Raw genomic sequence first — 25,464 nt, 5'->3', positions numbered from 1 at the left:
CGAAGCATCCTGGAGCGGAAATCAACCCCTTGTTTCATAGCAACAAAGTTTACGAAAACACCCAAAAATAAAAACCTCGATTTTGTTCATAAAAAATAAATTAACGGCCTTTTTTGATTGAAGACCATCAAAAAAGAGAATAAGAGTCTTTTTTTATTGTCTTTTAAGGTTGAAATTTCAATTTGGTTTAAATTAATCCCTGCATATTTAGATTTATCCTGAATATTGAGTTGAAAAAAGCCGGCTCATTCCCTTAAACGAGGAACAAGAGGGCCATTTTGTTTGAAGGCCGCCTAAAAGTCTAAAAACGAATGATTTTGAAGCGGCCATATATTTGTACAAGTAGAGGGTGTTTTTGGAGAGATGTTTTCTTTAGAAGTAGTCCCGCCCAATAAATAGCCAATAATCATTTTCTGTGTCATTTCCCTCTGCCCGGCATACTATGTATTAACCCATTGAAGTACTTCCTTAATAAGAATAAGGAGATGTTTTACATGTCTGACGGAGTTGGATTTGGCGGAGGTTTCGCATTATTAATTGTTTTGTTCATCCTTTTAATTATCATCGGCTGCAGCTGTGGCGGCGGTTATGCCGGCGGCTACGGATACGGCGGATATTGCTGAAAAAAACCGGCCTGCTGCAGGCCGGTTTTTTACTATCCATCCATTGGCAGTTACAGATTTTCAATGGCTTCTTCTATAGGCACATTGCCGTTTAATATTTCAAAGGATTTATTCAATGTTCTTACAGCGGTAAGAGAATGGACAAGCACCTGGGCGACATCTCCCCTTGTGATAGATCCTTTATGGCTTTCCAATTTTTCCTGGGCGACGATTTTACCTGTTGGATCATCGAATGAAAGTGCTCCTGGACGCACAATGGAGTAAGACAAGCCGCTGCTTTTTAAATGCTCATCTGCATCATGCTTGGCCTGATAATAATTCTGCATTTCCTTTGCTCCCTGCTCAGGATAATCTGATCCCATGGAGCTCAGCATGACAAAGCGCTTAATGCCAGCTTTCTTTGCAGCATCGACAATCTTTATCGCGCCATTTCTATCAACGGAAATGGTTTTTTCAGGGCCGGTCTTTGATCCGGATCCCGCTGCGAAAATCACAGCATCCATATCTTTGAGTGCATGATCAACCTCTTGCTCCAAATCGGCTATAACCGGGATTGCACCAAGAGCCTCCATGTCATTCTGCTGTTCCTGGCTGCGGATCATGGCATATGCCTGATGCTCGCTGTTACGGCTAAGAATTTCTGCCGCTATTCTTCCTGTATGTCCGTTTGCGCCGACGATTAATACTTTCATTATTTTTCACCCTCTCATTTTTGCTTCTCGTATTATCTTCCCCGGCAGTTAATGAAGTAAACTACATTGTATTCCTAAGCCTTCATGGCCCAATAAAAAAAGGAAACCAGAACGGGCAAAACAAACGCCCTGGTTTCCTTTCATCTTTATATGAATTTCTGTTTTAGAACATAGAAGAACTATGCATAGGCTGGATTCTTGCCTTCGGATCGATGTATTGCTTTGCATTATTAATGGCAGTTGGAGCCTCGCCAAATCCGCTTGCAATCAATTTTACCTTTCCGTCATATGTGCAGATGTCGCCAGCTGCATAAATGCCGGGAATGTTGGTTTCCATTTTCGAATTAACAACAATGGTGTTTTTCTGAATATCCAATCCCCACTCTTTAATTGGCCCAAGGGAAGAAACAAAGCCATAATTGACTATTACAGAGTCCACATCAATTACTTCCTTCTCTTCTCCGTTTGCACCTTCAACAACAACCTGTGTGATCTTGTCTTCATTTCCGATAAATTCAGCAGGAACGAAAGGTGTTTTGATGTCTACTTTAGAATTTTTAAGGTTTTCGACACTATGTTCGTGGGCGCGGAATTTGTCGCGGCGGTGAACGATGGTTACCTTTTCGGCAATTGGCTCAAGCATGAGTGCCCAGTCTACTGCAGAATCTCCGCCTCCAAATACGACAACCTTCTTGCCGGCAAACTGATTTAAATCATCAATAAAGTAGTGAAGGTTTTTGCCCTCATATTTAACGGCATCCTCCAATTCAATTCTGCGGGGCTGGAACGCTCCGTTTCCTGCAGTGATAATAATTGTTTTTGAATAGTGGATTCCTTTTTCTGTTGTTAGCTTGAATATTCCGTCTGCCTGCTTTTCAAGCTTTTGCACAGATTGTTCCAATACCACTTCTTGTTCGAATTTGGACATTTGCTCTTTTAAATTATTAACAAGCTCTTGTGCCCGGACCTTGGGAAACCCTGCAACATCATATATATATTTTTCCGGATATAATGCTGATAGCTGGCCGCCAAGCTGCGGCAGACTTTCGATGATTTTTACGGTCGCCTGTCTCATTCCTCCGTAAAAAGCAGTGAATAAGCCTACCGGACCTCCGCCGATGATTGTTATATCAAATACCTGTTCATTTTCTTCCAAGTGATAACCTCCTAAGTAATAACTCTAATCTGCCTTATATTTTATCATAAATAATATCTTAATCCTTTTAAATAATACTGATTTGGCAGGTGAATTAAAAGGCTGACTTTTTTTAAATTCAAAAGAATCCGTCAAATCCTCCGGAAAAAGCCACTGGAAAAGTGCGGTTAAGGAAGGTGCTGAGTGTAACAGAACACTTTAAAAAATGATTGTGTTATGAAAAAAATGGGTATGTAAAATTTAGCTTTCTATTTGTTCAGTTAGTATTAAACAAATGGTTTTTATTGAAAAAATGATGAAGAATATTATTTTTTTAGAAAAGTTATGAGAATTTTCCGAACAACACCTCCTAGCTTCTTCATGCTTTAGTGAATACATTCACAAAAAAATTTGTATTTTTATCACTATTGTTCGTGCAACCTGTAAATGATAAGTACAAGGTAAACAGAAATAATAGTAAAGGTGAAGTGATACCCTTGAACAAACCAAAAATCGTTATATTAGGGGCGGGCTACGGCGGTTTAATGACGGTTGTCCGCCTGCAGAAGGCATTAGGTGTCAATGAAGCGGATATTGTCCTGATTAATAAACATGATTATCATTATGAAACAACCTGGCTGCATGAAGCCTCGGCAGGTACCCTGCATCCAGACCGGGTGCGGTACGATGTCAAAAGCGTCATTGATAAAAATAAAGTTGATTTTATTAAAGGCACTGTGACAGAAATGAAGATTGCAGATAAAAAAGTCATCCTTGAGGACAGGGAAGTTTCTTACGATTATTTAGTTGTATCCCTGGGGGCTGAAGCCGAAACATTCGGCATTCAAGGCCTAAAGGAACATGCTTTCGCGATTACGAATGTAAATGCTGCGAGGCAGATTAAAGAACATATTGACCTGCAGTTTGCGACATTCCATGCAGAGGAAGAAAATAAGCTCGAGCGCCTGACCATTGTGGTTGGAGGGGCCGGCTTTACGGGAATTGAGTTTCTTGGCGAATTGGCCAACCGCATTCCCGAGCTATGCAAAGATTATGATGTAGACTTCCGCCATGTACGGGTAATTTGTGTTGAGGCTGCACCAAGCGTACTGCCGGGCTTTGACCCTGAGCTGGTAGAATATGCGGTACATTACCTTGAGAAAAAAGGCATTGAATTTATGATTGGGACTCCCATAAAAGGGTGTACTCCTGATGGAATCATCGTTGGCAAGGGAGAGGAAGAAGTAGAGGAAATTAAGGCAGGGACAGTTGTCTGGGCTGCTGGAGTACGCGGAAGCTCGATTATTGAAACCTCCGGGATCGAGGCTGCCCGCGGCCGTGTGAAGGTAAACCATGACCTGAGAGTCCCAGGACATGAAGATATTTTTATCATTGGAGACTGCAGCTTGGTCATTAACGAAGAAATTAACCGGCCATATCCGCCGACTGCACAGATAGCCATGCAGCAGGGGGTAGCGGTGGCAAAGAATCTGACTAAACTAATCCGCAACGAAGATGATTTGATTTCTTTTAAACCAGACATCAAAGGTACGGTATGCTCACTTGGGGAACATGATGCAATAGGTGTGGCATTTGGCAAGAAAATGGCAGGAAAGAAAGCTTCCTTTATGAAAAAAGTAATTGATAACCGTTCATTATATATGATCGGCGGTGCCTCTATGGTCCTAAAAAAGGGAAAATTCAATATTTTTTAATATGCTGCTTGTAATTAGCTGAGAGTAAGGGTCCTTTGCCAGGTTTGGTGGGTATGCTGAGAATTAAATGGGTATTGCTGAGTGAATGAAAGGCTGTTAAGGTTTTCCTTAATGGTCTTTTTACCTTTAGATGTAAGCTGATTTGCAGTAATCGCTGATGCTCTGCAATTGCGGATTCCTTGGGAACCAGACAGGAGCGATGCAGCGGGAAGTTTTGAAGGCTGCGATTGTGAATGTGGAAAGACAGGATAAACAGAAAATTAATTCAAATGGGGAGGGGCAATGAGCGTATGAAAGAACGCGGTAAGAATGTATGGCTGGCTGTTTCAGGCCTTGTCGCTGCAGAGGATGGAAAATGGCTTGTCGTTAATAAAAGATATGGTGGACTAAAGGGTGTATGGTCTCTGCCTGCCGGTTTTGTAAAAGAAAACGAAACTGTCGATGAAGCTGTTATCCGGGAGGTTTTGGAGGAAACAGGAATACAAGCAGAGGTAGAAGGATTGCTTGGGGTAAGAAGCGGCGTTATCCGCAATGAAATAAGCGATAATATGCTGATCTTTCTGCTGAAGCCACGATCCTTTGATGTGATTGCTCAGACAGAGGAACTATATGAGGCTAAATTTATAGATCCTGAGATTTTGATAAAAGAAGGCAAGCATTCTGTATTGCTTGCGCAGCTGCTTTCTTATAAAAAAGAGCATATGCAAACGGTGCTGGATGGGATTGATCCAGGGAGCCACTTTGGATACACTTCTTATAAAATATTTTTGTAATTTTCAGTAATTTTAATTAAAGATGAGCAAACGGGAGAAATGGTGTGATGTATCCGTTTACATAAAAGTATAATGTCCATTTTGGGGGTTTTCATTTTTTTTAATTCTTGATATATTATCAGAAAATTTAAAAAAATAAAGGGGATCTGAAAATGAACAATAAAAATAATGAGTGTCTTTACTGTGCTGGAAAAGGCTATTTTCAACTGCTGCTTGGAGGATCAGAGACCTGTTCTTGCTGTCAGGGAAGCGGAAAAGTAAAGGAACAAAAATAAACGGGCTCCTTCTTTGGAGCTCCTTTTTTATGAAAATAATATGGATCTTTTTTAGCTGTTTCATATATTACGCAGGAAATCCGGTGAAACCCCTTTCTCTATGAGATGATTTTCTTGAATATACTGGCATTTCAGTTATTGACGGACATACGTGCATTAAGTAAACTAAAATAGATGCTTCTTGTAGGGGGTCTTAAATAAAATGCGAATGCCGCTGCCGGTTTTAATCATATCCGTTGTTTTATTTTTTGTATTATTTTTTGGAATCGGCTTTTTGCTTAATATGTTGTTTCGTTCCTCATGGATCATGGTCATTATTTTCCCGATAATAGCAATTTTCATTGTCAATGGTGCAAAGCTGATACAGTATTTCAGAGAACCTGGTACAGTATTTGGACAGATGGGCGGGAAATTTTCTGCACTGCAGTCTGCAGACATCATCATTTTGGCAAGCGGCCTTGCGGGGGCTATTTTAGCAGGGTTCATTATCAAATTATTAAGAAATAAAGGGTATCAAATGTTCTAATATCGAACAGGCTGTGTCAGATGACAGCCTGTTTTTTTCTTATCAAAAAATTAATGTTATAAAGTTTTTATAAAACAATTGCGGATAAGCTTCTTCACTTATGCTGGTCGGAGGCCACCAGGACGGTGGTCACAAAGACGTTGCCACAGGACGTGGCGTTCTTAGTCTTTGATCCTCTGAGAGGCGCTTCCGCTTTTTCGTCAATCCAGCTTCAGCGCCTAGCCCCTCGAGGTCATAAGGCACGTAAGAATTGAAGGCAAAAAGCGCCTTCTATTCTTACGTGCCTTATGCTGGTCGGGGCTTTCAAGGCGCTTCCGCTTTTTATAAAAAAATGTTTCTCTCTTTTATGCATACTTTTCCTTTTTTCGGGAAAGAAATATGAAATGAGAGGAGTGAAATATTTTTATATGACAAAAATTAAAAATACAGCTAAAAGAGCGGGAATCCTCCTGCTTTTTGCAGCGGCGCTTCATGCTACCTTCTATCATATTACAGGTGTAGATGCTAAAATAGCAGATTTTCTGCCGGAAACGAGCTCTGCCTATCACAGCACATCATGGAGCAAAGCTATGGACTTAGGTACACGCCCGCAGAGTAATTCTTTGCATCCTGCATATAGTGCGGCACCAATGGTTTTATCCAGCATAGAACATGTGCAGCCGCAGTCTATTGAAAGCAAAATGAATTTTTCGCAATATCCTAAAGCGAAGGTTAAGGCTACAGGGTATACGGCAGGATACGAATCCACCGGAAAAAAACCTGGAAACCCTTCATATGGCATTACATATTCCGGAGTTAAAGTTAAAAGAGACCTATACTCCACGGTTGCTGCTGATTTAAATGTTTTTCCTGTCGGAACCATCCTTTTCATTCCGGACTATGGTTATGGGGTGGTGGCGGATAAAGGAGGGGCTATAAAAGGCAACGAACTGGATTTATTTTATGATACGGTAGAAGAGGTTTACAGCAACTGGGGAAAGAAAACACTGGATGTTTATATCATAAAAAAGGGTGACGGAAAGCTGTCAGAAAAGCAGCTTACAAACCTGAACGAAAATAAGGAGCTGCAGGTTTTCCGCCAGCAATTTACAGGGAAATCAATGCACTAAAAGCATGCTATACATAACGGAACAAAACAGAAGCAAGCATTGAGGGCATTTAGCCTCAGTGCTTGCTTCTGTTATATAAACTCTTATTGCAGCGTGCTTTTAGAAGACGTTAATAGTGGAAATTCCTTTGGATGCAAAAGTCCTGCAAGTTTGTGCAGACCCTCGAGGAGCCGGGGAGACGGCCTGCAGTACAGAGGCTCTTCCAATATGAATATATTATTGTTCTTCACTGCCTGGAGTTCTCCCCATCCCTGCCGTTTTTTAACAAGATCTGGCTTTACCTTCTTTTCAGGAACGCCTACCCATGCAAGGCAGATGTAATCAGGGTCGTGCTGAATGACATCATCAGAGGACACTTGTACACTTGCAAGCTCAATGTTCTCAAAAATATTATAGGCACCTGCCAGCCTTGAAATTTCCGTCAGCCAGTTAATGCCGCCGGGCGTGAATAATGGATTTGGCCACCACTCCCAGTATAGGGAGGGCTTATGCTTAATTTTGCTTGCGGCTATGCGGAATTCCTCCAGTGATGCAAGGAATTGCCCGGCTCTTTTTTCTGCCGCCTCCTTCATTCCCAATGCTTCACCGAGGACAATTAAGTCGTTGGCTATATCATCCAGAGACTGAGGATTGAAGATGATATGGGGAATGTTCCTTTTCTCCAATTCCGCGATGTTTTTTTCCATTCCAGGCACACTGAGCGAGGCAAGGACAAGATCGGGATTTAAAGCTTCCAGGCGATCCATGCGGATGGATAAGTCTGGCCCGAGCTTAGGAAGGCTTTGCAGATGTTCTGGCCAATCAGAATAATCATCAAGGGCTATCAGCAGGTCGTCTGCTCCCAGATAAACGCATAGCTCTGTATTGCTTGGACATATTGAAATGATTTTCATGCTCTCACCTTCCAAAAAATGAAATGGCTCTCTGATGCATTTGAAATGAGCCCTGCAGATTAAATAATAGCAGAATATGCCATGTGAAAGCCTATCCTTGGAATAAAAGCATATTAAGAATAAGTGCAACGAATATGCCGGACAATCCTCCAAAGAACACTTCGATAGGCTTGTGTCCAAGCAGCTCCTTCAATTTCCGCTGCTTTTGTTTTTCCTCTTTTTTCTGCCAATTCTTTGCTTCTTCTACAAAAGTGTTGAAATCTGCCACAAGACGATTCAAAACCACTGCCTGTTCGCCAGCCTGCCGCCTTACGCCTGTTGCATCGAACATCGTAATAATGGCAAAAACAGCAGCCACAGCAAATGAAGGAGAGTCAGGTCCGGACTCTATTCCTATGGCAGTTGCCAGCGCTGTAACGGCAGCGGAGTGGGAGCTTGGCATGCCGCCTGTAGAGGTAAGCAATGACCAATCCATTTTTTTAAAAGCAACGAAATGGATGGGAACCTTGATGAACTGTGCGAAAAATATGGCAACCAAAGATGATATTAAAGGGAAATTAAAAAAAAATTCCAAGCTTATTCGCCTCATTTCTTTAAAATTATTATTAAATGTTAATGGTGGATTCACATTGGCCGTGAGAAAGCTTTTTCAGACGGCAGAATTTATTGATTCAATAAATGAAGCCAAATTCCTTCTTAAACCTCCAAAATTGTCATTGTCATATGTTCTTTGTTCTCCAGTTTGCAATTCTTTAAACATTTCGCCGGCAAAAAAAGCATGTATTCACAGCAGAGGTCAGTGACAGCTGCTGTTCTTTCATCCTTAACATTCGAAAAATATCGATAACTTGGATATAATGGAGAGAGACAATATGAGAGGGGAATGACAGAATGTTTAATGTCCTGAATGAGCTAGATTTAAATCAAAGCCAGGAATGTCTGCTGATAGGAGTTTTTGATAAACCTGCCAGACTTTCGGGTGCCGCTGAAAGTGCTGATCAGAACTTGGAAGGGCAGCTTTCGGAATTATTAAAATCCGGAGATATCTCCGGAAAGAAAAAAAGCATCGGCAAAATACATACATTAGGTAAAATTGGAATAAAAAGGCTAGTGTTCATCGGTTTGGGCAAAGAAAGTGAGCTGACTTTTGAAATACTTCGCGAGGCATACGGAAGAGCTTTTAAAAGCCTGAACGGGAAATTCACTTCCCTTGCTGCAGACCTTGATACCTTTACCTCTGAGAAAATTGGCGCACTTGACGCTGCACATGCATTAAGTGAAGCTCTGGCGCTGTCAACGTATGAATTTGAGGGGTATAAGCAGAAATCGAATGCTGCTGTAAAAACACTGCATTCCTTTAACGTTTATACAAAGGAAGACTCTGAGGAAATTCTTGCTTCCCTGACAGTTGGCCATGTTTTCGGTAAAGCTACAAACTCGGCAAGAACACTTGTCAACCTGCCAGGAAACCTTCTGACATCAACCGATCTTGCGGATTATGCGGCAGATCTTGGCGGGCGCTACGGATTTGAAATTGAGATTTTGGAAAAGGATGAAATGCTTGAGCTTGGAATGGGCGCGCTTTTAGCGGTCAACCAGGGATCTGTTGAACCTCCAAAAATGATTGTTTTAAAATATCAGGGAAAAGAAGAGTGGAAGGATGTTATTGGTCTTGTCGGAAAAGGTATTACCTTTGATACTGGCGGATACTCTTTGAAAACGAAAACAGGTATTGTCGGAATGAAAACAGACATGGGAGGCGCTGCAGCTGTTCTTGGCGCCATGGAGATTATCGGCGAGCTAAGACCAGAGCAAAACGTTGTAGCTGTCATTCCATCGACAGACAATATGGTCAGCGGAAATGCCTTTAAGCCTGACGATGTTATTACTTCGATGAGCGGCAAGACCATTGAAGTCCTGAACACGGATGCGGAGGGACGGCTGGTGCTGGCTGATGCAGTCACGTATGCAAAGCAGCACGGAGCGGAATATCTGGTCGATGTCGCCACACTGACTGGCGGTGTTATCACAGCGCTGGGAAATGATATGACAGGTGCCATGACTAATAATGAGGAATTTTTTGAACAAGTGCTTGAAGCCTCATTCGAAGCAGGTGAGCCAATGTGGAGACTTCCTATTACGGAAAAAGATAAAGAACGTGTAAGAGGAAGCCGGATTGCAGATCTCAATAATTCACCAGGCGCAGCAGGGCACGCAATAATGGGCGGGGCATTTGTCGGTGAATTCGCCGAGGACACTCCGTGGGTGCACCTTGATATTGCCGGCACTTCAACTGCAAACTCTTCATCTGACCTTGGTACAGCAGGAGGAACAGGTGTCATGACAAGAACACTCGCCTTGCTGGTGGAAAGATTTGAGTCGGAAAAATAAGGGTACAATGCCTGCCGTTTGTGCATAACGCTTAGCCTCTCGAGCTCATAAGTCATCTCCGGATTCAAGGCAAAGAGCGCCATCTATTCGGAGACGCCTTATGCTGGTCGAAGGCCCCCAGGATGGGGGTCGCAAAGACGCTGCCGCAGGACGCGGCGTTCTTAGTCTTTGATTCACTGAACAGGCGCTTTCGCTATTTTTTGTAATCCAGCTTCAGCGTCTAGCCTCTTGAGGTCATAAGTCATCTCCGAATTGAAGGCAAAGAGCGCCTTCTATTCGGAGACGCCTTATGCTGGTCGAGGCTAACGAGGCGCTTCCGCCTTTTTATGTAATCCAGCTTCAGCGCCTAGCTCGCTGAGGCCTGCAGGATGCAGGTCATGAAGGCGTTTCTGCAGGATGCAGAGTACTTAGCCTTCGATCATTGAAAGATGTTTTGTCCTCAGAAGGCAAAGAACGCCTTCTAAGGCCAAAACCCTATTTGCTTCGCGAGCTGACCGAGGCGCTTTCGCTTTTTTTGTAATCCAGCTTCAGCGCCTAGCCTCTCGAGGTCATAAGTCATCTCCGAATTGAAGGCAAAGAGCGCCTTCTATTCGGAGACGCCTTATGCTGGTCGAGGCTAACGAGGCGCTTCCGCCTTTTTATTAGAAATTCATCCATTTTATTCTTAATATAATGTGGCAGCAGCCTTCTTGGGTATTTGCTGTTTTCGGATGGAAGTCCAGGCGGATGCCGTCAGGTGAGAAGAGGATGTCTGGAGAAGTTTGTATACCCGTCCTTAAAATCAGTTTGCGTACTTCGTTCATGTCGGAAGACTGGGCGGCAGACATGATTTTCTGTGAAAGGGCCCTGGAGTGCGTTAAAGATGAAAGCAGTTTTTCAGCATCTCTCAACAAGGCCAGGGAGACATTTGCAGACTTTATAAACATATCCGGGTTTGTCATGTTAAATTGCCTGTCTGCTGCGACAGGGTATGAATAAGGAGATAGATGCAGATAGGATGGATGCTGATAATAACCGGGATAATAAAAATAGGGTATATTCCCCATATCCTTTCCTCCTTAGCGTATGACTGATTAAAACAGCAGCAATTCGAAGTGTTCTGCCTATAAGGTATGAAGGCTAAAAGGTTTATATGTTCCTAATGTATGCGAAGACTTATGCAGCAGAGATATAAATTTGTGCAGCATCAGGAAATTCCCATAAAAAAGGAGATATGATAATGGATATGAATCTGAAGGATACGCTAATGACTTCGCTTGGTATTGAAATTACGGAATTATCACAAGGCAAGGTCATTGCGACAATGCCTGTAGATAAAAGAACCTGGCAGCCATATGGTTTGCTTCATGGAGGAGCTTCCGTTGCGCTGGCAGAAACAGTAGCAAGCGTCGGAGGATTTGAATTAGTGGACAAGGCCAGTGAAGCGGTTGTCGGGCTTGAAATTAATGCGAACCATATAAAAGGAAAAAAATCAGGAATTGTAACCGCAGAAGGAAATCTGCTTCACAGGGGCAGGACCACTATGGTGTGGGATATTAAAATTCGCGATGAAGAAGAAAATCTAATTTGTGTTTCCAGATGTACATTGGCTGTTATTAAAAGAAAGCAAGAGTAGAACAGTCCGGACTTTAGAGCGTCTGCCATACAAGCAAGAAGGGGATAGGCAAGACGGTCTCCGGCTGTTACATGCAGCATATTCAACACGGATTGCCCAAGCAGAAACAGAGACGGAGAGACAGAATGAAGAACACCTATTTAATCGGGCATTTCCCTCTTATATCAATCATTCTTTTCAGTCTTTCATTTGGCTTGTATGGTGAAATGGAAGCATTGATATTGATTCAAAAGATTGGCATTTATAAAGGAATGCTTGAGTTTCTTTCAAAGGCAGAAATAAAGCTTGCTCTTTTGCTTGTTATATTTTTGCTGTTTTTTATGCTATTTTCTGCATTGAAACTGATATCAGATACTGCTATTGAAGTTTCACTGCTGTTTTTTTCAAAAGATTCCGATGGTAATGGACTAAAGAGAATCCGCATGGCTGCCGTTATTTTTGCGGCAGGGGGCGCTGTTTCACTCGTGAGTGTTCAATCCCTTACAGGTTTAGCGGCCATTTTTCTGGGAACCGCTTTTATAGCTTTTATTTATTTTGTTTTTGCGGTCAGTCCTAATTTAAGCATGCCCGGAATGATCGGATTGATTTTCTTTCACACAATCATTTGGGCATCATTCATTTTACTTGTCGCTTATTCATCTCTAAAGCTCTATAACAGCATCATGAACAGCCTGCCGATATAAAAAAGATAAGCAGGCAAAAAGGGCATCGATTATTCGGTGCCCTTTTTGCTTTTTATTAGCTTGTTGATATCCTTCCAAATCATTAAATGCGGGGCGGAGGGCTGAATGGCAGACAGACCTGCAGGGCGGTCTTTCCCGACCCAGACGCCCGTCGTATAATCTTCAGTAAGCCCGACAAACCACATATCCTTGACTCCGTTTGTTGTTCCCGTTTTCCCGCCTATGTAGCTGGAAGGAATATAGGCTTTTTTTGCTGTCCCATTAACGGTTACCTCATGAAGCAAATCCCGCATCTTTTTGACGGTGTCCCTGTTCCAGACAACGGATAAATGGTCGTTCCACCTATAAAGGGTCTTGCCGGATTTATCAGTTACGCTTGTAATCGCTCTTGCCGGCTGATAGTTCCCATCCGCAAAGCTAGTATAAGCATCCGTCAGCTCAAGGGGACTGGTGCCATAGGCGAATCCTCCAACAGCAGCTGTTAATCGGCGGTCATCAGCTGTCACTTCTTTAAAATGGAAAGGTTCAAGATGGCGGAAGCTTCTCTCTATCCCATTTTTCTCAAATAATCGGATGGCAGGGGTATTATAGGATTCGGCAAAGGCTTTTTTAATGGTTACCATTCCATAGCTTTTCCGAGTATAATTTTTAGGGCAATACCCATTTTTGCAAAAGTCTGCACCGCTTACCTTTTCGGCGGTGCTAGCATGAGAATCCTCAATATATGGGGCATATACGAGCAGCGGCTTAATGGCTGAACCCGGCTGGCGAAAACTTTGGTAGGCTCTGTTGAAAGAATTAATTTTATAATTCTTTCCCCCAATCAAAGAGACAAGCCGATGCGTATTATGCTGTATGACCGCTGCAGCTCCTTCTGCTCCAGAACCGGCCAATCGTGTTTGAACAGATTGCCGGGCTCGTTTTTGGATAGCAGGATCAAGAGCTGTATGGATGGTTATACCGGATTGCAGAAGCAGCGTGACTTTTTTGGACAATTTTTCATTTGCTTCTTTTCTTGCTTTAGAGTCATAGCTTATAAGTTTTTCTGACAGCCCTTCCGACTGTGCGACCAATTGGCTGAACTCCTGGAGGGCGTAGACGGTATAGTCAGGATATAATGATTTAGGTTTGCTGATATCCAGTTTAATTTTTTCATGGATGGCTTTTAGGTATTCAGCCTTTGACAGCTTGTTTGCCTGCAGCATTTGCTTGAGAATCCTTTCCTGCCGCTTTTTTGTAAGCTGGTAGTGTGTCAGCGGATTGTAAAGGGTTGGATTATTGGGAATAGCTGCCAGGTAGGCGATCTCAGCCTTTGAAAGCTGCTTCAGAGGCTTGCTATAATAAAATTGGGATGCAGCTTCTATTCCATAGGAGCCATTTTGATAATAGATGGCATTGATATATAGCTCGAGAATTTCACTCTTTGTCAATTTTTTTTCAAGCTGCCAGGAATATAAAAGCTCTGTCAGTTTCCTGTTATACGTTTTTTCCTGGGTAAGATAAAGATTTCTTGCAAGCTGCTGTGTAATGGTGCTGCCGCCCTGGCTGAACGTGTCATGCTTGGAGTTAACGAGTATCGCCCTGCCTATGGCAAGTGCATCCACCCCAGAATGCTGGTAAAAGCTTCGGTCCTCAATGGTAATGAAAAGCTGTTTAAGGAATTCAGGAATGTCTTTTTGGGAAAGGTAGATTCTTCTTTCTGTATTGCTGATTTCCAAAATGGTTTTCCCTGTATCATCAGTCATGTAGCTTGTTTGAGGGATCGTGATGCTTTTATAATTCACCTTTTTATCAAGTAACTGCTCCGCACTCTGTGCATGTGTCCACTCATTGACGGAATAGACCAGAAGGATGTATAAAAAAGGTACTAGCATTAAAATAAAAATATAGCCTAGGATCGTGCGCATACTTATACTTCCAATCTAATATATTTTGGGTATGGCGTAGGGCATGCCAACAGACTTTCAAAGCTGTGCGGTTATATCAAACCCATTTGTTTTATCGGCTTCAATGAGTGCTTTTTCACAAAATAAGAGATATTGCACCAGAAAAAACAAATAAAAAAAAGCAGATTGCATGTAACTTTTATTAATAAAGACTGTGGTTTCTGCACTTTGCTGATTGAAACTGAAATCAGCATGAGCGTTTAATAGAGCTTTAAAAAAAGTAAAAAAATTTCAAAATTTTCTGCTATAATTTGAATAAGCATTTTGGGAAACATGCTTGTTTGTCAGTATATTTAAACAAAGCATAAAAAAGGAGGCTTTGAAGATGAAAGACCAGGTTCAGTATTTATTTATCGATTTTGAGTTTACAATGCCGGAGGGAAGGGCGAATCCACAAGGCTTTTTTGCGGAGATCATAGAGGTCGGTTTTGTGACCGTTATGGGTGAAGAGATGAATGATCAATTTTCTTCGTTTGTTGCCCCGGTAAAATTCCCGCAGCTTACAGAACGCTGTAAAAACTTTCTTCACATTTCACAGGAGCAGGTGGAGCAGGGAATGTCTTTCAGTGAGCTTGTTTCATTGTTAAGCAGCTATGAGCAAAAGTGTCCGACAACTGTCGTGACATGGGGAAATATGGACATGAAGGTGCTTAGGCAAAGCTGCCAGAGGAATGGAATAGAATTTCCGTTTAAGGGCAAACTGATCGATTTGTCTATGGAGTACAAACGTTTTTTTGGAGATCAAAATCAGACAGGTTTGTGGAAAGCTGTACAGGCATATGGAAAAGAAGGCACTGGAAAGCATCACCGTGCATTGGATGATGCCATAACCACATATAACATTTTTAAACTGGTTGAGAAAGATAAAAGCTATATGAAAAATCACCAGCCGACAACGATTGGGGAACGCATTGATTTATCCCAAGTCTTGAATAATCTTGCATTATAAAAGCCAAATCACTATCACTGATTTGGCTTTTATTGTTTCTTTTATTTGAAGTAATCCCCTTCAAGATCCTCGAGCATTTCAAGACTTTTTTGATTCCACTCCGTTTTGTCTTCCAATAATTTATTTTTCATTGCTTTCACGGCTTCTTTAAGTGATTCAGTATAATCCGGTATTTCTCCTTCGTAATGCCTGACCATGTTCATTGAAACATTGGTCTGTTCCCTATAGGCTAAGGAACGTCTTTGATGGAACATTGCTACATCTGTTTGCTTTGGATTGTGAAGGTCACCTTGCATGGGATGCTTGGAAACAGCCATGACCTTTACCAGATATGCCTGCGGGCGGATGCCGGTTATTTCACCGATATATTTTCCTGTTTTATATATGGCGGTTACACGGTCGCCAATTTTAAAATCCTGATCTGTCATTTTCTTTCCTCCTTGGAAAAATGCGATTGATATACACTATCATACATAAAATGGGCCTGCTTTTACAGCGTGGTCTTTTGCTGCGCTCTGCTTAGGCGCTTGCGCTTTTTATTAATCCAGCTCCAGCGCCTAGCCTCTCGAGGAGAAGGCAAAGAACACCTTCTCGTCTTACGTGTCTTATGCTGGCCGAGGGCCCCCAGGATGGGGGTCACAAAGACGTTGCCGCAGGAAGCGGCGTTCTTAGTCTTTGTTCCGTTGCATGGCGCTTGCGCTTTTTATTGATTCGTGTAAAGTGTACATTGTAAGGAAATGACTAGTAGTAGGTTAACTTTCATTATCGTATGGAAGATATATAGGAAAGAAGGAATGTACAATGGTTCATTATCCGCAATTATCGAAAGAGTTATCTGAAAATGAAAAAGCAGTTGTGATGGAAACTTCTCAGGGAAGCATTAAAATTAAGCTTTTCCCGGAGCAGGCGCCAAAAACTGTGGAGAACTTTATTACTCATGCCCAAAATGGATACTATGATGGTGTTATTTTTCACCGTGTCATCAAGGACTTTATGATTCAGGGCGGAGACCCTGATGGAACTGGCATGGGCGGCGAGAGCATTTGGGGAGATACTTTCGAAGATGAATTTTCCATGGAGCTTTTCAATCTCCGCGGGGCGCTTTCAATGGCTAATGCCGGACCGGGTACAAATGGGAGCCAGTTTTTTATCGTTCAAGCCCAAAATGTGGACAGCCGGATGGGTGAGCAAATGAAACAGGCCGGCTATCCGGAGGAAATTATTGAAGCTTACATGAAACAAGGAGGAACACCGTGGCTTGACCACAAGCATACTGTATTCGGCCAGGTGATTGAAGGGATGGAAATCGTAGACAGCATTGCGAACTTCCCCACTTTAAACGGTGACAGACCTGTAGAAGATATTATCATTAAGTCCATCAAAGTACTGGGATAGTAAAAAGAACGCAAGCATTTTTATTGCTTGCGTTCTTTCTTTATAAGCAGCGCAAATGCCCCCTAAGAACTTGTGTGGCTGGTGCGGAGTGATACTGATATAATGGAAGAAGGAAATTTCGGACTATTCGGAAAGGGATGCGATGACATGAATATTGCAGAATCAGTGCTTGCTTTATTTCTTTATTTTCCAAAAGATAAATCTGAGTATATCCCTGCAGCCATTACATCTGTGATCTTTGTAATTGGTGCTGTGCTCACGATGAAACTTATTATCTCAGTCTCAAAGAAAGAAGCTTTAAAAACGAAGCACTTGGAAGAAGAGCTTCTTAAGAAAAATCAAATCAGTGATAAGCTGAAATAGCTCTAATTCCTTTACATACTAGTTTTTATCTCTGTTAAAACTTCCTCTTTTTGCTTTACGTGTTTAAGAATGGCGACTATTAGAAAGCTTACAATTACCAGCAGCAGCCAGGAGCTTATCTTGCTGAATGAAACAAGATGCCATGCCTTCTGCTGGTCTGGGTATTCCCAGGCGCCAAAAAAGGTAGCGATGTTTTCTGCAATCCAGATGAAAAATCCGATTAAGGCGAAAGAAAGGGCAAGGGGCATTTTGTATAAATCGCCATCGGCCCTGAACGACACATATGTGTTGAAAAAAAGCAGGACTACAAGAGCTGTAAGCACCCAGCGGAAGTCAGGCAGAAAGTGATGGGTAAAGAAATTCAGATAAATCGCCCCGGCCAGTATAAGCACCCAATCAGTGCGGGGCCACCGGAGCAGCTTCAAATCCAGCCTCCGCCATGCCTGGCACATGTAGCTTGCGACACTGGCATACATAAATCCGCTATAAAGCGGGACGCCATGGAATTTGGTCCAGGCACTTTCGGGATATGCCCATGAACCCATGTGCACCTTGAACAATTCCAGAGCAAGCCCGATGATATGAAACAGGATGATGACCTTAAGTTCATCCAAGGTTTCAATGCCTGTGAGGACAAGCAGGACTTGGGCAGACAGGCAGACAAGCAAAATAAAGTCATATCGGTGAAGGAATGGGAAGGGGAGAACTTTGGATATTGCCAAAGTCAGGAATATGATTGCAGGAAACAAGCAGGACAAAGCCTGCTGATAGGCAAAATCCATGATTTTTTAATTACAGTCATAAAACGGCTCCTTCCAGCAAAATGGAATAATTAAAGAATATACGTTAAAGGGACTTTTGAATAGAAAAAAATACCGTGAATATTTCTAGCAGAGTTTCTTGTATTAGTAACAATGGCAGTTAAGATGTGGAGGGATATGGGCTGAAGGCGCTAAGAGTATCATTGCAGATAAAAATACTGGGGCTCGTCCTTTCTCTTGGGCTGCTGCTTATCATTATTTTCACAGGATTTTTCAGTTACATGGAGAGCAGACAGATAGAAGAGAGCAAAGGAAGAATGGCACTGGAAATTTCGAAAACGGTTTCACTTATGCCCGATGTCATCCGGGCTTTCCATAGCAGTGATCCTTCAAAAACCATTCAGCCTCTTGCTGAAAAAATCAGAAAAAGAACAGGAGCGGAATTTATAGTAATCGGAAACAAGGATGGAATCCGGTATTCCCATCCCCTTGCAGCGGAAATCGGGAAAAAAATGAGGGGAGGAGATAATGAGAGGGCCATCACTAAAGGGGATTTTTATGTATCGAAGGCAAAAGGCTCACTCGGACCATCTCTTAGAGGAAAGTCTCCTATCTTTGATCAAACGGGACAAGTAATCGGCATCGTTTCCGTTGGCTTTCTCCTGGAAGATATTAATAAACAAATCACAGAAAACATTACGAAGGTCTTGTTTGTCTCTCTTTTTGCCCTCTTGATCTCCATCATTGGAAGCATCTTGCTTTCTGGTAATATCCGCAGAGATACAATGGGCCTGGAGCCTTATGAAATTGCTTCTCTTTACAAAGAGAAAAACGCAGTTCTTCATGCAGTGAAGGAAGGGATACTTGCCATCAATAAAGAGGGATTCATTACGATGATGAACCAGCCTGCCAAAAGGATGCTCCATATTGAGGGATCTGTCCGCCATATGAAAGCTGAGCGGCTATTTCCATCTGATCTTCTTTATGAGGTTCTCGGCTCTGGAATTCCAGCGATAGATCGGGAAATTACATGGAGAGATAAGACGATAATTGTGAACAGCACCCCTATTTTTGACAGCGGGGGGGTGAGGGGAGTTGTCGCTTCCTTCCGTGATAAAACAGAAATAGAACAGATGGTCAACACGCTATCTGAAGTAAAAAGGTATTCAGAGGATCTTAGAGCCCAAACGCATGAATACACCAATAAATTATATGTGCTGTCAGGCCTTCTGCAGCTTGGGGAATATAAAGAAGCCATCACAATGATTCAAAATGAAACCAGTATACTGCAATATCAGAATTCAGTAGTATTCAATCAGATCAAGGATACAAGAGTCCAGGCGATTTTGCTGGGTAAGTTAGGGAAAGCTTCGGAAAAAAAGCTGAACTTCGATATAGTTCCAGACAGCTATTTAGAGGTACTGCCAAATCATATTAAACTTTCTAATTTAATCCTCATCATTGGGAATTTACTGGATAACGCCTTTGAGGCGGTGTATGGAAAAAAATCTGGAAAGGTCACATTTTTTGCTACCGATATTGGCAAGGATATTATCTTTGAAATATCTGATAACGGCAAGGGAATGGGGCCTGAAGAAAAACTTCATCTTTTCGAGAGGGGATATACCTCGAAGAAGGGAAGCGAACCGAGAGGCTATGGACTGTCTAATGCAAAAGAAGCTGTCAGGGAACTAGGCGGGATGATAGAGGTGCAAAGCACGGAACAATGCGGTACTGATTTTATCGTGTATCTACCAAAGTAATGAGCAAGGAGGCAGAAATATGCAGAGAATCAAAGCGGTCATCGCTGAGGATGATTTTCGGATTGCAGATATTCATGAGAAGTTTCTAGAGAATTTCAATGAAATTGAAGTAGTCGGAAAATCTCTTAACGGAAAAGAGACGCTTCAGTTATTGAACTCAAAAAGTCCCGACTTGCTGCTGCTTGATGTGTACATGCCCGATGTGCTGGGGACGGACCTGCTTGCGGAGATACGCGAGAGATTTCCGAGAATGGGAATTATCATGGTGACAGCGGCCACAGATAAAGTATTTCTGGAAAAAGCCTTAAGCTACGGGATTGAAAATTATCTGATTAAGCCTGTAAGCAGAGAACGTTTTAATAACATCATACAAGAATTTCTTCATAAGCATGCTCTGATGGAATCCGGACAGGAAGTAGATCAGAGGTATATTGATCTATTATTTTCCAAAGGGAAACGGGAAGTACCAGGCGCTTCCGAAGGCCTGCCGAAAGGAATTGATGAGATCACTCTCGGGAAAGTAAAGTATGTTCTGCAGACACAAAGAAATGGCTTATCTGCTGAAGAAGCGGGCAAGAAAATAGGGGCTTCAAGAACAACAGCCCGCCGCTATCTCGAATACTTAATTTCAGTTCAAGAAGGGAAGGCAGAAGTGGTGTACGGGATTGTAGGAAGGCCGGAAAGAAAATATTATCCTGTTTAAAAGGCGAGGTTCAATAGAACCGGCCTTTTTTAGTATATAGGATGGCTGTTGAATTACACCCGGGCGGGGAGCTCTTGGGGGAAGGCGACTAAACTTGCCTTCCTCATGCTGAGGCCCTCAGAATGGGGATCACAAAGACGCTGCCGCAGGACGCGGCGTATTTAGTCTTTGTTCCTCTGACCAAGGCGCTAACGCTTTTATTGTGAACTTTATGATCAAAATGTTTTTAAATTCTTTTAATTATTTTAATTTGTAAACGCTTACAAATTAAAGTGTTTTTATTACACTGAATGTATAAGTCAGGGGAGGGATAGGGATGCTTGCTTTACTTGGATTTTTGATGATTCTTCTATTTATGGTTTTAATCATGACAAAACGGTTATCTGCGATGGTTGCGCTTATTGCAGTGCCAATCATATTTGCCCTGATAGGGGGATTTGGAAAAGAAATAGGGCCAATGGCGCTCGAAGGGATCAAAAGTGTGGCGCCTACGGGAATCATGATTCTGTTCGCTATTCTCTTTTTTGGGATTTTAATGGACGCAGGTGTATTTGATCCCGTCATTTCAGCTATCCTTAAGATAGTAAAAGGAGATCCAGTGAAGATTGCAATAGGAACTGCAGTGCTTGCACTTATGATTTCTCTTGATGGAGATGGAACCACAACTTATATGATCACCATTTCAGCCATGCTGCCATTGTATAAACGGATAGGGATGAAGCCCCTTGTCCTGGCAGGGATTGCGGTTTCTGCATCTGGCGTGATGAATCTCCTTCCTTGGGGAGGGCCGACTGCCAGGGCCATGACCGCCCTGCATTTAGAAATGCATGATATCTTCACTCCAGTCATTCCATCGATGATAGCGGGGGTTCTGTTTGTGTTATTCATGTCCTATTGTCTTGGAAGGAAAGAACGGAAAAGGATAGGGGTTCTTCAAATCGACTTCCGTACAACTGCTATGCAGGCTGCTGCTGCTGAAGGGCCTTCCTTGAAAAGGCCGAGACTGATTGCTGTAAATTATTTGCTGACAATTGCGCTTCTGGCTGGATTGATTAAAGAGCTGCTTCCGGCTCCCGTATTGTTCATGGCCGGATTTGCTATTGCTATCATAATTAATTATCCAAAACTAAGTGATCAAAAAGAAAGGGTTTCACATTACGCAGATAATGCATTGTCTGTCGTTTCCATGGTTTTTGCCGCAGGGATTTTTACCGGTATTCTTTCAGGAACCAAGATGGTAGATGCAATGGCCAATACCATGATTACACATATACCAGATGCTTTTGGATCGCACTTTGCATTAATTACAGCCATCATTTCGGCACCTTTTACTTTTTTCATGTCCAATGACGCATTTTATTATGGAATCCTTCCATTAATTTCGAAGGCAGCAGCAGGCTATGGGATTGATCCCTCATTTATCGGGCGGGCATCGCTTCTCGGGCTTCCGGTGCATCTGTTAAGCCCTCTTGTGCCGTCCACCTATCTATTGGTAGGTATGGTAGGCGAGGATTTTGGCGATCTGCAGCGTTCTTTCCTCAAATGGGCATGCGGTTCTGCTGGTATCATGATTCTTGCTGCCGTTGTACTTTCTATCATCCCTTTATAATCATAAGAAGCTGTTTCACTGAGCCATGCAGGGCCTTTGAAGCAGCCTTTTTTTCTGTTAGGCCCCGTATGGTGATTTGCTCTAAGCGTGACTTGAAAGAGATTTTGCCCTATTTTTAGGTGAAGCGAAATCCAGACTATTTATGATATTTGGATACGAACAAAATTGTAAAAAAATCCCTTCATGAAAGAATGAGAGACGGAAAATACTATGTAATAGAAATGCTGTCAAGTTCACTTCTCAAATGTCACTTGCTGATTTATAGATCAGGGGTAAGGAAAGGATGTTGCAAAAGTGCTCTCCAAAAGACAAATCGAAATATTTAAAACGAATCTGCAAAACCTAAAGAAGGATCTGGAGGACAGATTAGAGGCAAATGGGGATCTGAATTTGAATGAAGATCATCCGCATGCTTCAACAGGTGAGCTATCGAGCTATGACAATCATCCCGGAGATGAGGGCTCTGAACTTTATGAACGGGAAAAGGACATCGCTTTGTACGAGCATTACCAAAACGGTATCAAAGACATTGAAGGTGCACTGCAAGCGATTGAAGAAGGGGCTTATGGTACGTGTAAGGTCTGTTCTGGTGAGATTCCTATTGAAAGATTGGAGGCTTTGCCTACGACTCAATTTTGTATAACGCACAGTCCTTCACAGGATACCTCCCATAACCGCCCGGTAGAGGAGGGTGTTTTGATGCCGCCTTTCGGAAAATTTGAAAAAGATGAAGAAGATGAAAATGCAGCATATGATGCGGAAGACTCGTGGCAGGATGTTGCAAGCTACGGCACTTCAGAGTCCCCTTCGGATTTTGCAAGGCCTCCTGGCCATTATGATGACATGTATGTGGAATCAGAAGAAAATACCGGCTACGTGGAGGATTATGAAAACTTTGCCGGAACTGATATAGAGGGAAAAAATGTTACAGTATATCCCAATTCCCAGCATGAGCAGTATGAAGATCTTCTTGATGAACAAGGTACCATGACAAGCTTTGGCGATCTGCCGGCATATGAACATGATCCTTATACAGAGGATTAAAAAGGAAAAGTGTGAAGAGTGGTCTTCACACTTTTTTGGTTATGCTAATGCGGTTTTTAACCGGCTTAGGCCGTCAAGCAGCATGCTTCGCGGACAGCCGATGTTCATCCGGACAAATCCTTCTCCGCCCGGTCCGTATTTATCGCCGGGTTCTAGTGCAAGCTTGCCCTTTGAAATGAGCCTTTCCTGAATGCTTTTGCCGCTCAAGTCCAGCTTCCTGCAATCTATCCATAATAGGTAAGAGGCTTCTGGATGGATACATCTTAATTGCGGCAGCTCATTTTTAATGAATTCCTCTGCAATCCGGATGTTTTCCTGCAGGTAAGACAGCAGGGACTTCAGCCAAGCTTCTCCGTGAAGGTAGGCGGCTTCAGTGGCAGTAAGTGCAAACAAATTTAAACCGTGAAAGCCATTTTTGTGCTGATATTCATTAAGGCGATTTTGAATGAGGGTATTGCTGCATATGATCAACGAAGATTGCAGGCCGGCAATATTGAATGTTTTGCTTGGTGCCATAAGTGTGATGACATTTTCCTTGAAGCCGGCATCAATGGAGGCAAGCGGCAGATGGGTGAGACCGGAATGGCTTAAATCGCCATGTATTTCATCAGAAACCACTAAAGCCTGATATTTTAGGCTTAGTTCGCCAATTTTCTGAAGCTCCGTCCGGCGCCAAATTCTTCCTCCGGGGTTATGCGGACTGCAAAGCAAGACCATTTTGACACCACTTTGAAGTTTTTGCTCAAGATCTTCAAAGTTAATCTCATAATGATCTTCAATTAAATCAAGCTGGTTATTTACGACAATCCTATTATTATTTTTTATCATATCAAAGAAAGGTGTGTAGACGGGAGATTGAATCATAACTTTATCTCCTGGTTCTGTCAGGGCATTGATTGCAGTGCCAATCGCAGCGACGATGCCCGGGCTAAAAGTAATCCATTCCTTTTGGATGGTCCAGCTGTGCCGCTTTTCCATCCAATTTATAATAGAAGTATATATGGATTCTGATGGCGCTGTATAACCGAACACTGGGTGCTTAATTCTTGAAATGAGCGCCTCCTGGACTTCAGGGGGAGAAGGGAAATCCATATCTGCTACCCACATTGGAAGCAAGTCCTTGGCACCAAACAAGATTTCTGTTCTATCCCATTTTACTGATCCTGTATTCTTTCTTTCAATCATGCTTTCAAAAGTATTATATTCCAATATCCTTCACCGCCTATGAAATTGATTTAAATATCATTGCTTCTTTTTTGCCTGATCATTATTTGGCCTCTGACTGGAATGAAATTATGTGTTACTATATATCATAACAAGAACTCAGGAAATTTTTAAGCGGGTGATAACGAATGGAAAATCAGCAAATGAATATAGAATTGGTTGCCGCTCTGCAAAACTGGGATCCCTTTCAGCTTGGAGAGGACTTTTATGAAACGGAAATTGCCGACGTCCTCATGAGCATGCGTGAATGTAAAACCAGTTTGCAGCTTGCAGAAAAAATTCAGGACATTTACGAATTTTCTTTTGAAGAAGTTTTGGATATTGAGAAATGCCAGTCGATGGCCAGCCATCTTTTTTTTATTAAAAATAATGCAAGCTGTTCGATATAAGGCAACACGGCTAGGGAGCAGATACCTTGCCGTGTTTTTATTTGGCCTCTAAAAAGAAATCCCTCATATAACGATGAACCATTTCCGGCTGTTCTTCCGGAAGCAAATGCCCGGTGTCTTTTATTACAATCAAAGTTGAATTAGGCAGATCGCGATGAAGCCTTTGTCCAATCGTTAAAGGAACTACTTTATCATGTTCACCCCAAATCAGTAGGCATCTTGTCTGGATATTATGCAAATCCTGTTCTGCAAGATCTCCTTCCCGGTCTCTCAGCATTTTTGCCATTGCCTTGAATATCTGATTATCCAAAAATGGTGTGAGATAGCCTATACGCATATCATCATCGATTAAATTCTGGTTATATACGACATTCTGCAGATTCTTTTCGATTCCCGTTTTTTCAAGCCGGCGCCGGACAAAGTACGGAAAAAAAGGCAAATGACTCATATATTTAAGATGCCGCTGAGCTCCCGGCAAGTAACTGGAAGAACATAAGAGAACAGTATCTGAAATGAGGTCAGGCCGGTTTTTCATCACATACATGGAAATCTGCCCGCCCATGGAGTGTCCGGCCAGGCAGCAGGATTTCACACCTGCCGCCTCCAGGTATTGAATGACCGTCATAGCCAGATTATTGCAGGAATATGTAAATGAAGTGGATTTCCCGCTCTGCCCAAATGGAGGAAGGTCAATGGATATCACTGTAAAGTCGTCCGCCAGGTATGGGATGAGACGCCTGAAACTGAAGGAGGAAGAAAGAAACCCGTGCAGCAGGACCAGTACAGGGGCACTGCTGCTGTGCTCAAAACGCTCGACATATAGTTCTGTGCCATTAATATTGTGTATTGACTTTTCAATGTTAAGCGTCATCATAATTTCTCCTTATA

General features: G+C 42.4%; 27 protein-coding genes. 17 read left to right on the top strand and 10 right to left on the bottom strand.

Annotated features, from left to right (window positions below):
- The first annotated feature begins 485 nt into the window (after positions 1-485).
- Positions 486-623: a YjcZ family sporulation protein gene (locus tag BIV59_RS04445; protein WP_083392043.1), complete on the top strand. Its 138-nt coding sequence runs from the start codon at positions 486-488 to the stop codon at positions 621-623.
- Positions 624-673: 50 nt separating this feature from the next.
- Here the strand turns inward: BIV59_RS04445 and BIV59_RS04440 are convergent, their stop codons facing one another.
- Positions 674-1,315 (bottom strand): SDR family oxidoreductase, encoded by a 642-nt coding sequence (locus BIV59_RS04440; protein WP_071350243.1) that lies wholly within the window; start codon positions 1,313-1,315, stop codon positions 674-676.
- Between the two features lie 163 nt (positions 1,316-1,478).
- Positions 1,479-2,471, bottom strand: a complete 993-nt coding sequence (locus BIV59_RS04435) for an NAD(P)/FAD-dependent oxidoreductase (protein ID WP_071350242.1) — start codon at positions 2,469-2,471, stop codon at positions 1,479-1,481.
- A gap of 467 nt (positions 2,472-2,938) precedes the next feature.
- Here BIV59_RS04435 and BIV59_RS04430 point away from each other — a divergent pair, with 467 nt between their 5' ends.
- The 5 genes from BIV59_RS04430 to BIV59_RS04410 all read left to right on the top strand — a co-directional run bounded on the left by BIV59_RS04430 (position 2,939) and on the right by BIV59_RS04410 (position 6,848).
- Positions 2,939-4,165, top strand: a complete 1,227-nt coding sequence (locus BIV59_RS04430) for an NAD(P)/FAD-dependent oxidoreductase (protein ID WP_071350241.1) — start codon at positions 2,939-2,941, stop codon at positions 4,163-4,165.
- A 290-nt stretch (positions 4,166-4,455) separates the two neighbouring features.
- Entirely contained in the window at positions 4,456-4,938 is a 483-nt protein-coding gene (locus tag BIV59_RS04425; protein WP_071350240.1) for an NUDIX domain-containing protein, read from the top strand.
- Between the two features lie 152 nt (positions 4,939-5,090).
- Positions 5,091-5,213, top strand: a complete 123-nt coding sequence (locus tag BIV59_RS23515) for a YuiA family protein (protein WP_170846081.1) — start codon at positions 5,091-5,093, stop codon at positions 5,211-5,213.
- Between the two features lie 202 nt (positions 5,214-5,415).
- Positions 5,416-5,739 (top strand): YuiB family protein, encoded by a 324-nt coding sequence (locus tag BIV59_RS04415; protein WP_071350238.1) that lies wholly within the window; start codon positions 5,416-5,418, stop codon positions 5,737-5,739.
- A gap of 407 nt (positions 5,740-6,146) precedes the next feature.
- Entirely contained in the window at positions 6,147-6,848 is a 702-nt protein-coding gene (locus tag BIV59_RS04410; protein WP_071350252.1) for a 3D domain-containing protein, read from the top strand.
- An 83-nt stretch (positions 6,849-6,931) separates the two neighbouring features.
- Here BIV59_RS04410 and BIV59_RS04405 read toward each other — a convergent pair whose 3' ends face one another.
- Both BIV59_RS04405 and BIV59_RS04400 read right to left on the bottom strand, forming a co-directional pair.
- On the bottom strand, positions 6,932-7,741 hold the full coding sequence (locus BIV59_RS04405) for a cobalamin-binding protein (RefSeq protein WP_071350237.1): 810 nt from the start codon (positions 7,739-7,741) through the stop codon (positions 6,932-6,934).
- 91 nt (positions 7,742-7,832) lie between these two features.
- Positions 7,833-8,315: a divergent PAP2 family protein gene (locus BIV59_RS04400; protein ID WP_071350236.1), complete on the bottom strand. Its 483-nt coding sequence runs from the start codon at positions 8,313-8,315 to the stop codon at positions 7,833-7,835.
- A 317-nt stretch (positions 8,316-8,632) separates the two neighbouring features.
- On the opposite strand from BIV59_RS04400, the gene BIV59_RS04390 reads away from it, so the two are divergent.
- Positions 8,633-10,132 (top strand): leucyl aminopeptidase, encoded by a 1,500-nt coding sequence (locus BIV59_RS04390; RefSeq protein ID WP_071350234.1) that lies wholly within the window; start codon positions 8,633-8,635, stop codon positions 10,130-10,132.
- A gap of 641 nt (positions 10,133-10,773) precedes the next feature.
- Here BIV59_RS04390 and BIV59_RS04385 read toward each other — a convergent pair.
- Entirely contained in the window at positions 10,774-11,178 is a 405-nt protein-coding gene (locus BIV59_RS04385; protein ID WP_071350233.1) for a YuzC family spore coat inner layer protein, read from the bottom strand.
- A gap of 179 nt (positions 11,179-11,357) precedes the next feature.
- Here BIV59_RS04385 and BIV59_RS04380 point away from each other — a divergent pair, with 179 nt between their 5' ends.
- On the top strand, positions 11,358-11,747 hold the full coding sequence (locus BIV59_RS04380; RefSeq protein WP_071350251.1) for a hotdog fold thioesterase: 390 nt from the start codon (positions 11,358-11,360) through the stop codon (positions 11,745-11,747).
- A 125-nt stretch (positions 11,748-11,872) separates the two neighbouring features.
- Complete coding sequence (locus tag BIV59_RS04375; protein WP_071350232.1) at positions 11,873-12,430, top strand: DUF5366 family protein; 558 nt, start codon at positions 11,873-11,875, stop codon at positions 12,428-12,430.
- A 29-nt stretch (positions 12,431-12,459) separates the two neighbouring features.
- Here the strand turns inward: BIV59_RS04375 and BIV59_RS04370 are convergent, their stop codons facing one another.
- Positions 12,460-14,337 carry a transglycosylase domain-containing protein gene (locus tag BIV59_RS04370; RefSeq protein ID WP_071350231.1) on the bottom strand — a complete coding sequence of 626 codons (1,878 nt, stop codon included), beginning with the start codon at positions 14,335-14,337 and terminating at the stop codon, positions 12,460-12,462.
- 364 nt (positions 14,338-14,701) lie between these two features.
- On the opposite strand from BIV59_RS04370, the gene kapD reads away from it, so the two are divergent.
- Positions 14,702-15,325, top strand: coding sequence for a 3'-5' exonuclease KapD (kapD, locus tag BIV59_RS04365; RefSeq protein WP_071350230.1), 624 nt, complete (start codon positions 14,702-14,704; stop codon positions 15,323-15,325).
- A gap of 41 nt (positions 15,326-15,366) precedes the next feature.
- On the opposite strand, the gene kapB is transcribed toward kapD, so the two are convergent.
- Positions 15,367-15,753, bottom strand: a complete 387-nt coding sequence (kapB, locus tag BIV59_RS04360; protein WP_071350229.1) for a kinase-associated lipoprotein KapB — start codon at positions 15,751-15,753, stop codon at positions 15,367-15,369.
- Between the two features lie 373 nt (positions 15,754-16,126).
- On the opposite strand from kapB, the gene BIV59_RS04355 reads away from it, so the two are divergent.
- Positions 16,127-16,720, top strand: a complete 594-nt coding sequence (locus BIV59_RS04355; protein WP_071350228.1) for a peptidylprolyl isomerase — start codon at positions 16,127-16,129, stop codon at positions 16,718-16,720.
- A gap of 147 nt (positions 16,721-16,867) precedes the next feature.
- Positions 16,868-17,083 (top strand): hypothetical protein, encoded by a 216-nt coding sequence (locus BIV59_RS04350; RefSeq protein ID WP_071350250.1) that lies wholly within the window; start codon positions 16,868-16,870, stop codon positions 17,081-17,083.
- A gap of 11 nt (positions 17,084-17,094) precedes the next feature.
- Here BIV59_RS04350 and BIV59_RS04345 read toward each other — a convergent pair whose 3' ends face one another.
- A complete protein-coding gene (locus BIV59_RS04345) occupies positions 17,095-17,865 on the bottom strand; it encodes a DUF817 domain-containing protein (protein WP_071350227.1) in 771 nt (256 codons plus the stop codon).
- A 161-nt stretch (positions 17,866-18,026) separates the two neighbouring features.
- Here BIV59_RS04345 and BIV59_RS04340 point away from each other — a divergent pair, with 161 nt between their 5' ends.
- The 4 genes from BIV59_RS04340 to BIV59_RS04325 all read left to right on the top strand — a co-directional run bounded on the left by BIV59_RS04340 (position 18,027) and on the right by BIV59_RS04325 (position 22,963).
- The gene (locus BIV59_RS04340) at positions 18,027-19,607 is read left to right on the top strand and encodes an ATP-binding protein (protein ID WP_071350249.1); all 1,581 of its coding nucleotides are present in this window, start codon (positions 18,027-18,029) and stop codon (positions 19,605-19,607) included.
- A 19-nt stretch (positions 19,608-19,626) separates the two neighbouring features.
- A complete protein-coding gene (locus tag BIV59_RS04335) occupies positions 19,627-20,310 on the top strand; it encodes a response regulator (RefSeq protein ID WP_071350226.1) in 684 nt (227 codons plus the stop codon).
- Positions 20,311-20,626: 316 nt separating this feature from the next.
- On the top strand, positions 20,627-21,919 hold the full coding sequence (locus BIV59_RS04330) for a CitMHS family transporter (protein ID WP_071350225.1): 1,293 nt from the start codon (positions 20,627-20,629) through the stop codon (positions 21,917-21,919).
- A gap of 294 nt (positions 21,920-22,213) precedes the next feature.
- Positions 22,214-22,963, top strand: coding sequence for a TraR/DksA C4-type zinc finger protein (locus BIV59_RS04325; RefSeq protein ID WP_071350224.1), 750 nt, complete (start codon positions 22,214-22,216; stop codon positions 22,961-22,963).
- A 39-nt stretch (positions 22,964-23,002) separates the two neighbouring features.
- Here the strand turns inward: BIV59_RS04325 and BIV59_RS04320 are convergent, their stop codons facing one another.
- Complete coding sequence (locus tag BIV59_RS04320; RefSeq protein WP_276205120.1) at positions 23,003-24,172, bottom strand: MalY/PatB family protein; 1,170 nt, start codon at positions 24,170-24,172, stop codon at positions 23,003-23,005.
- Between the two features lie 143 nt (positions 24,173-24,315).
- On the opposite strand from BIV59_RS04320, the gene BIV59_RS04315 reads away from it, so the two are divergent.
- Entirely contained in the window at positions 24,316-24,576 is a 261-nt protein-coding gene (locus BIV59_RS04315) for a DUF1871 family protein (protein ID WP_071350223.1), read from the top strand.
- Between the two features lie 37 nt (positions 24,577-24,613).
- Here BIV59_RS04315 and BIV59_RS04310 read toward each other — a convergent pair whose 3' ends face one another.
- The gene (locus tag BIV59_RS04310; protein WP_071350222.1) at positions 24,614-25,447 is read right to left on the bottom strand and encodes an alpha/beta fold hydrolase; all 834 of its coding nucleotides are present in this window, start codon (positions 25,445-25,447) and stop codon (positions 24,614-24,616) included.
- Positions 25,448-25,464 lie beyond the last annotated feature (17 nt).

Source organism: Bacillus sp. MUM 13, assembly GCF_001866725.1.
GTDB lineage: Bacteria > Bacillota > Bacilli > Bacillales > DSM-1321 > Peribacillus.
The sequence above is the reverse complement of the archived record's forward strand: the minus strand, read 5'-3'. Positions and strand labels throughout refer to the sequence as shown.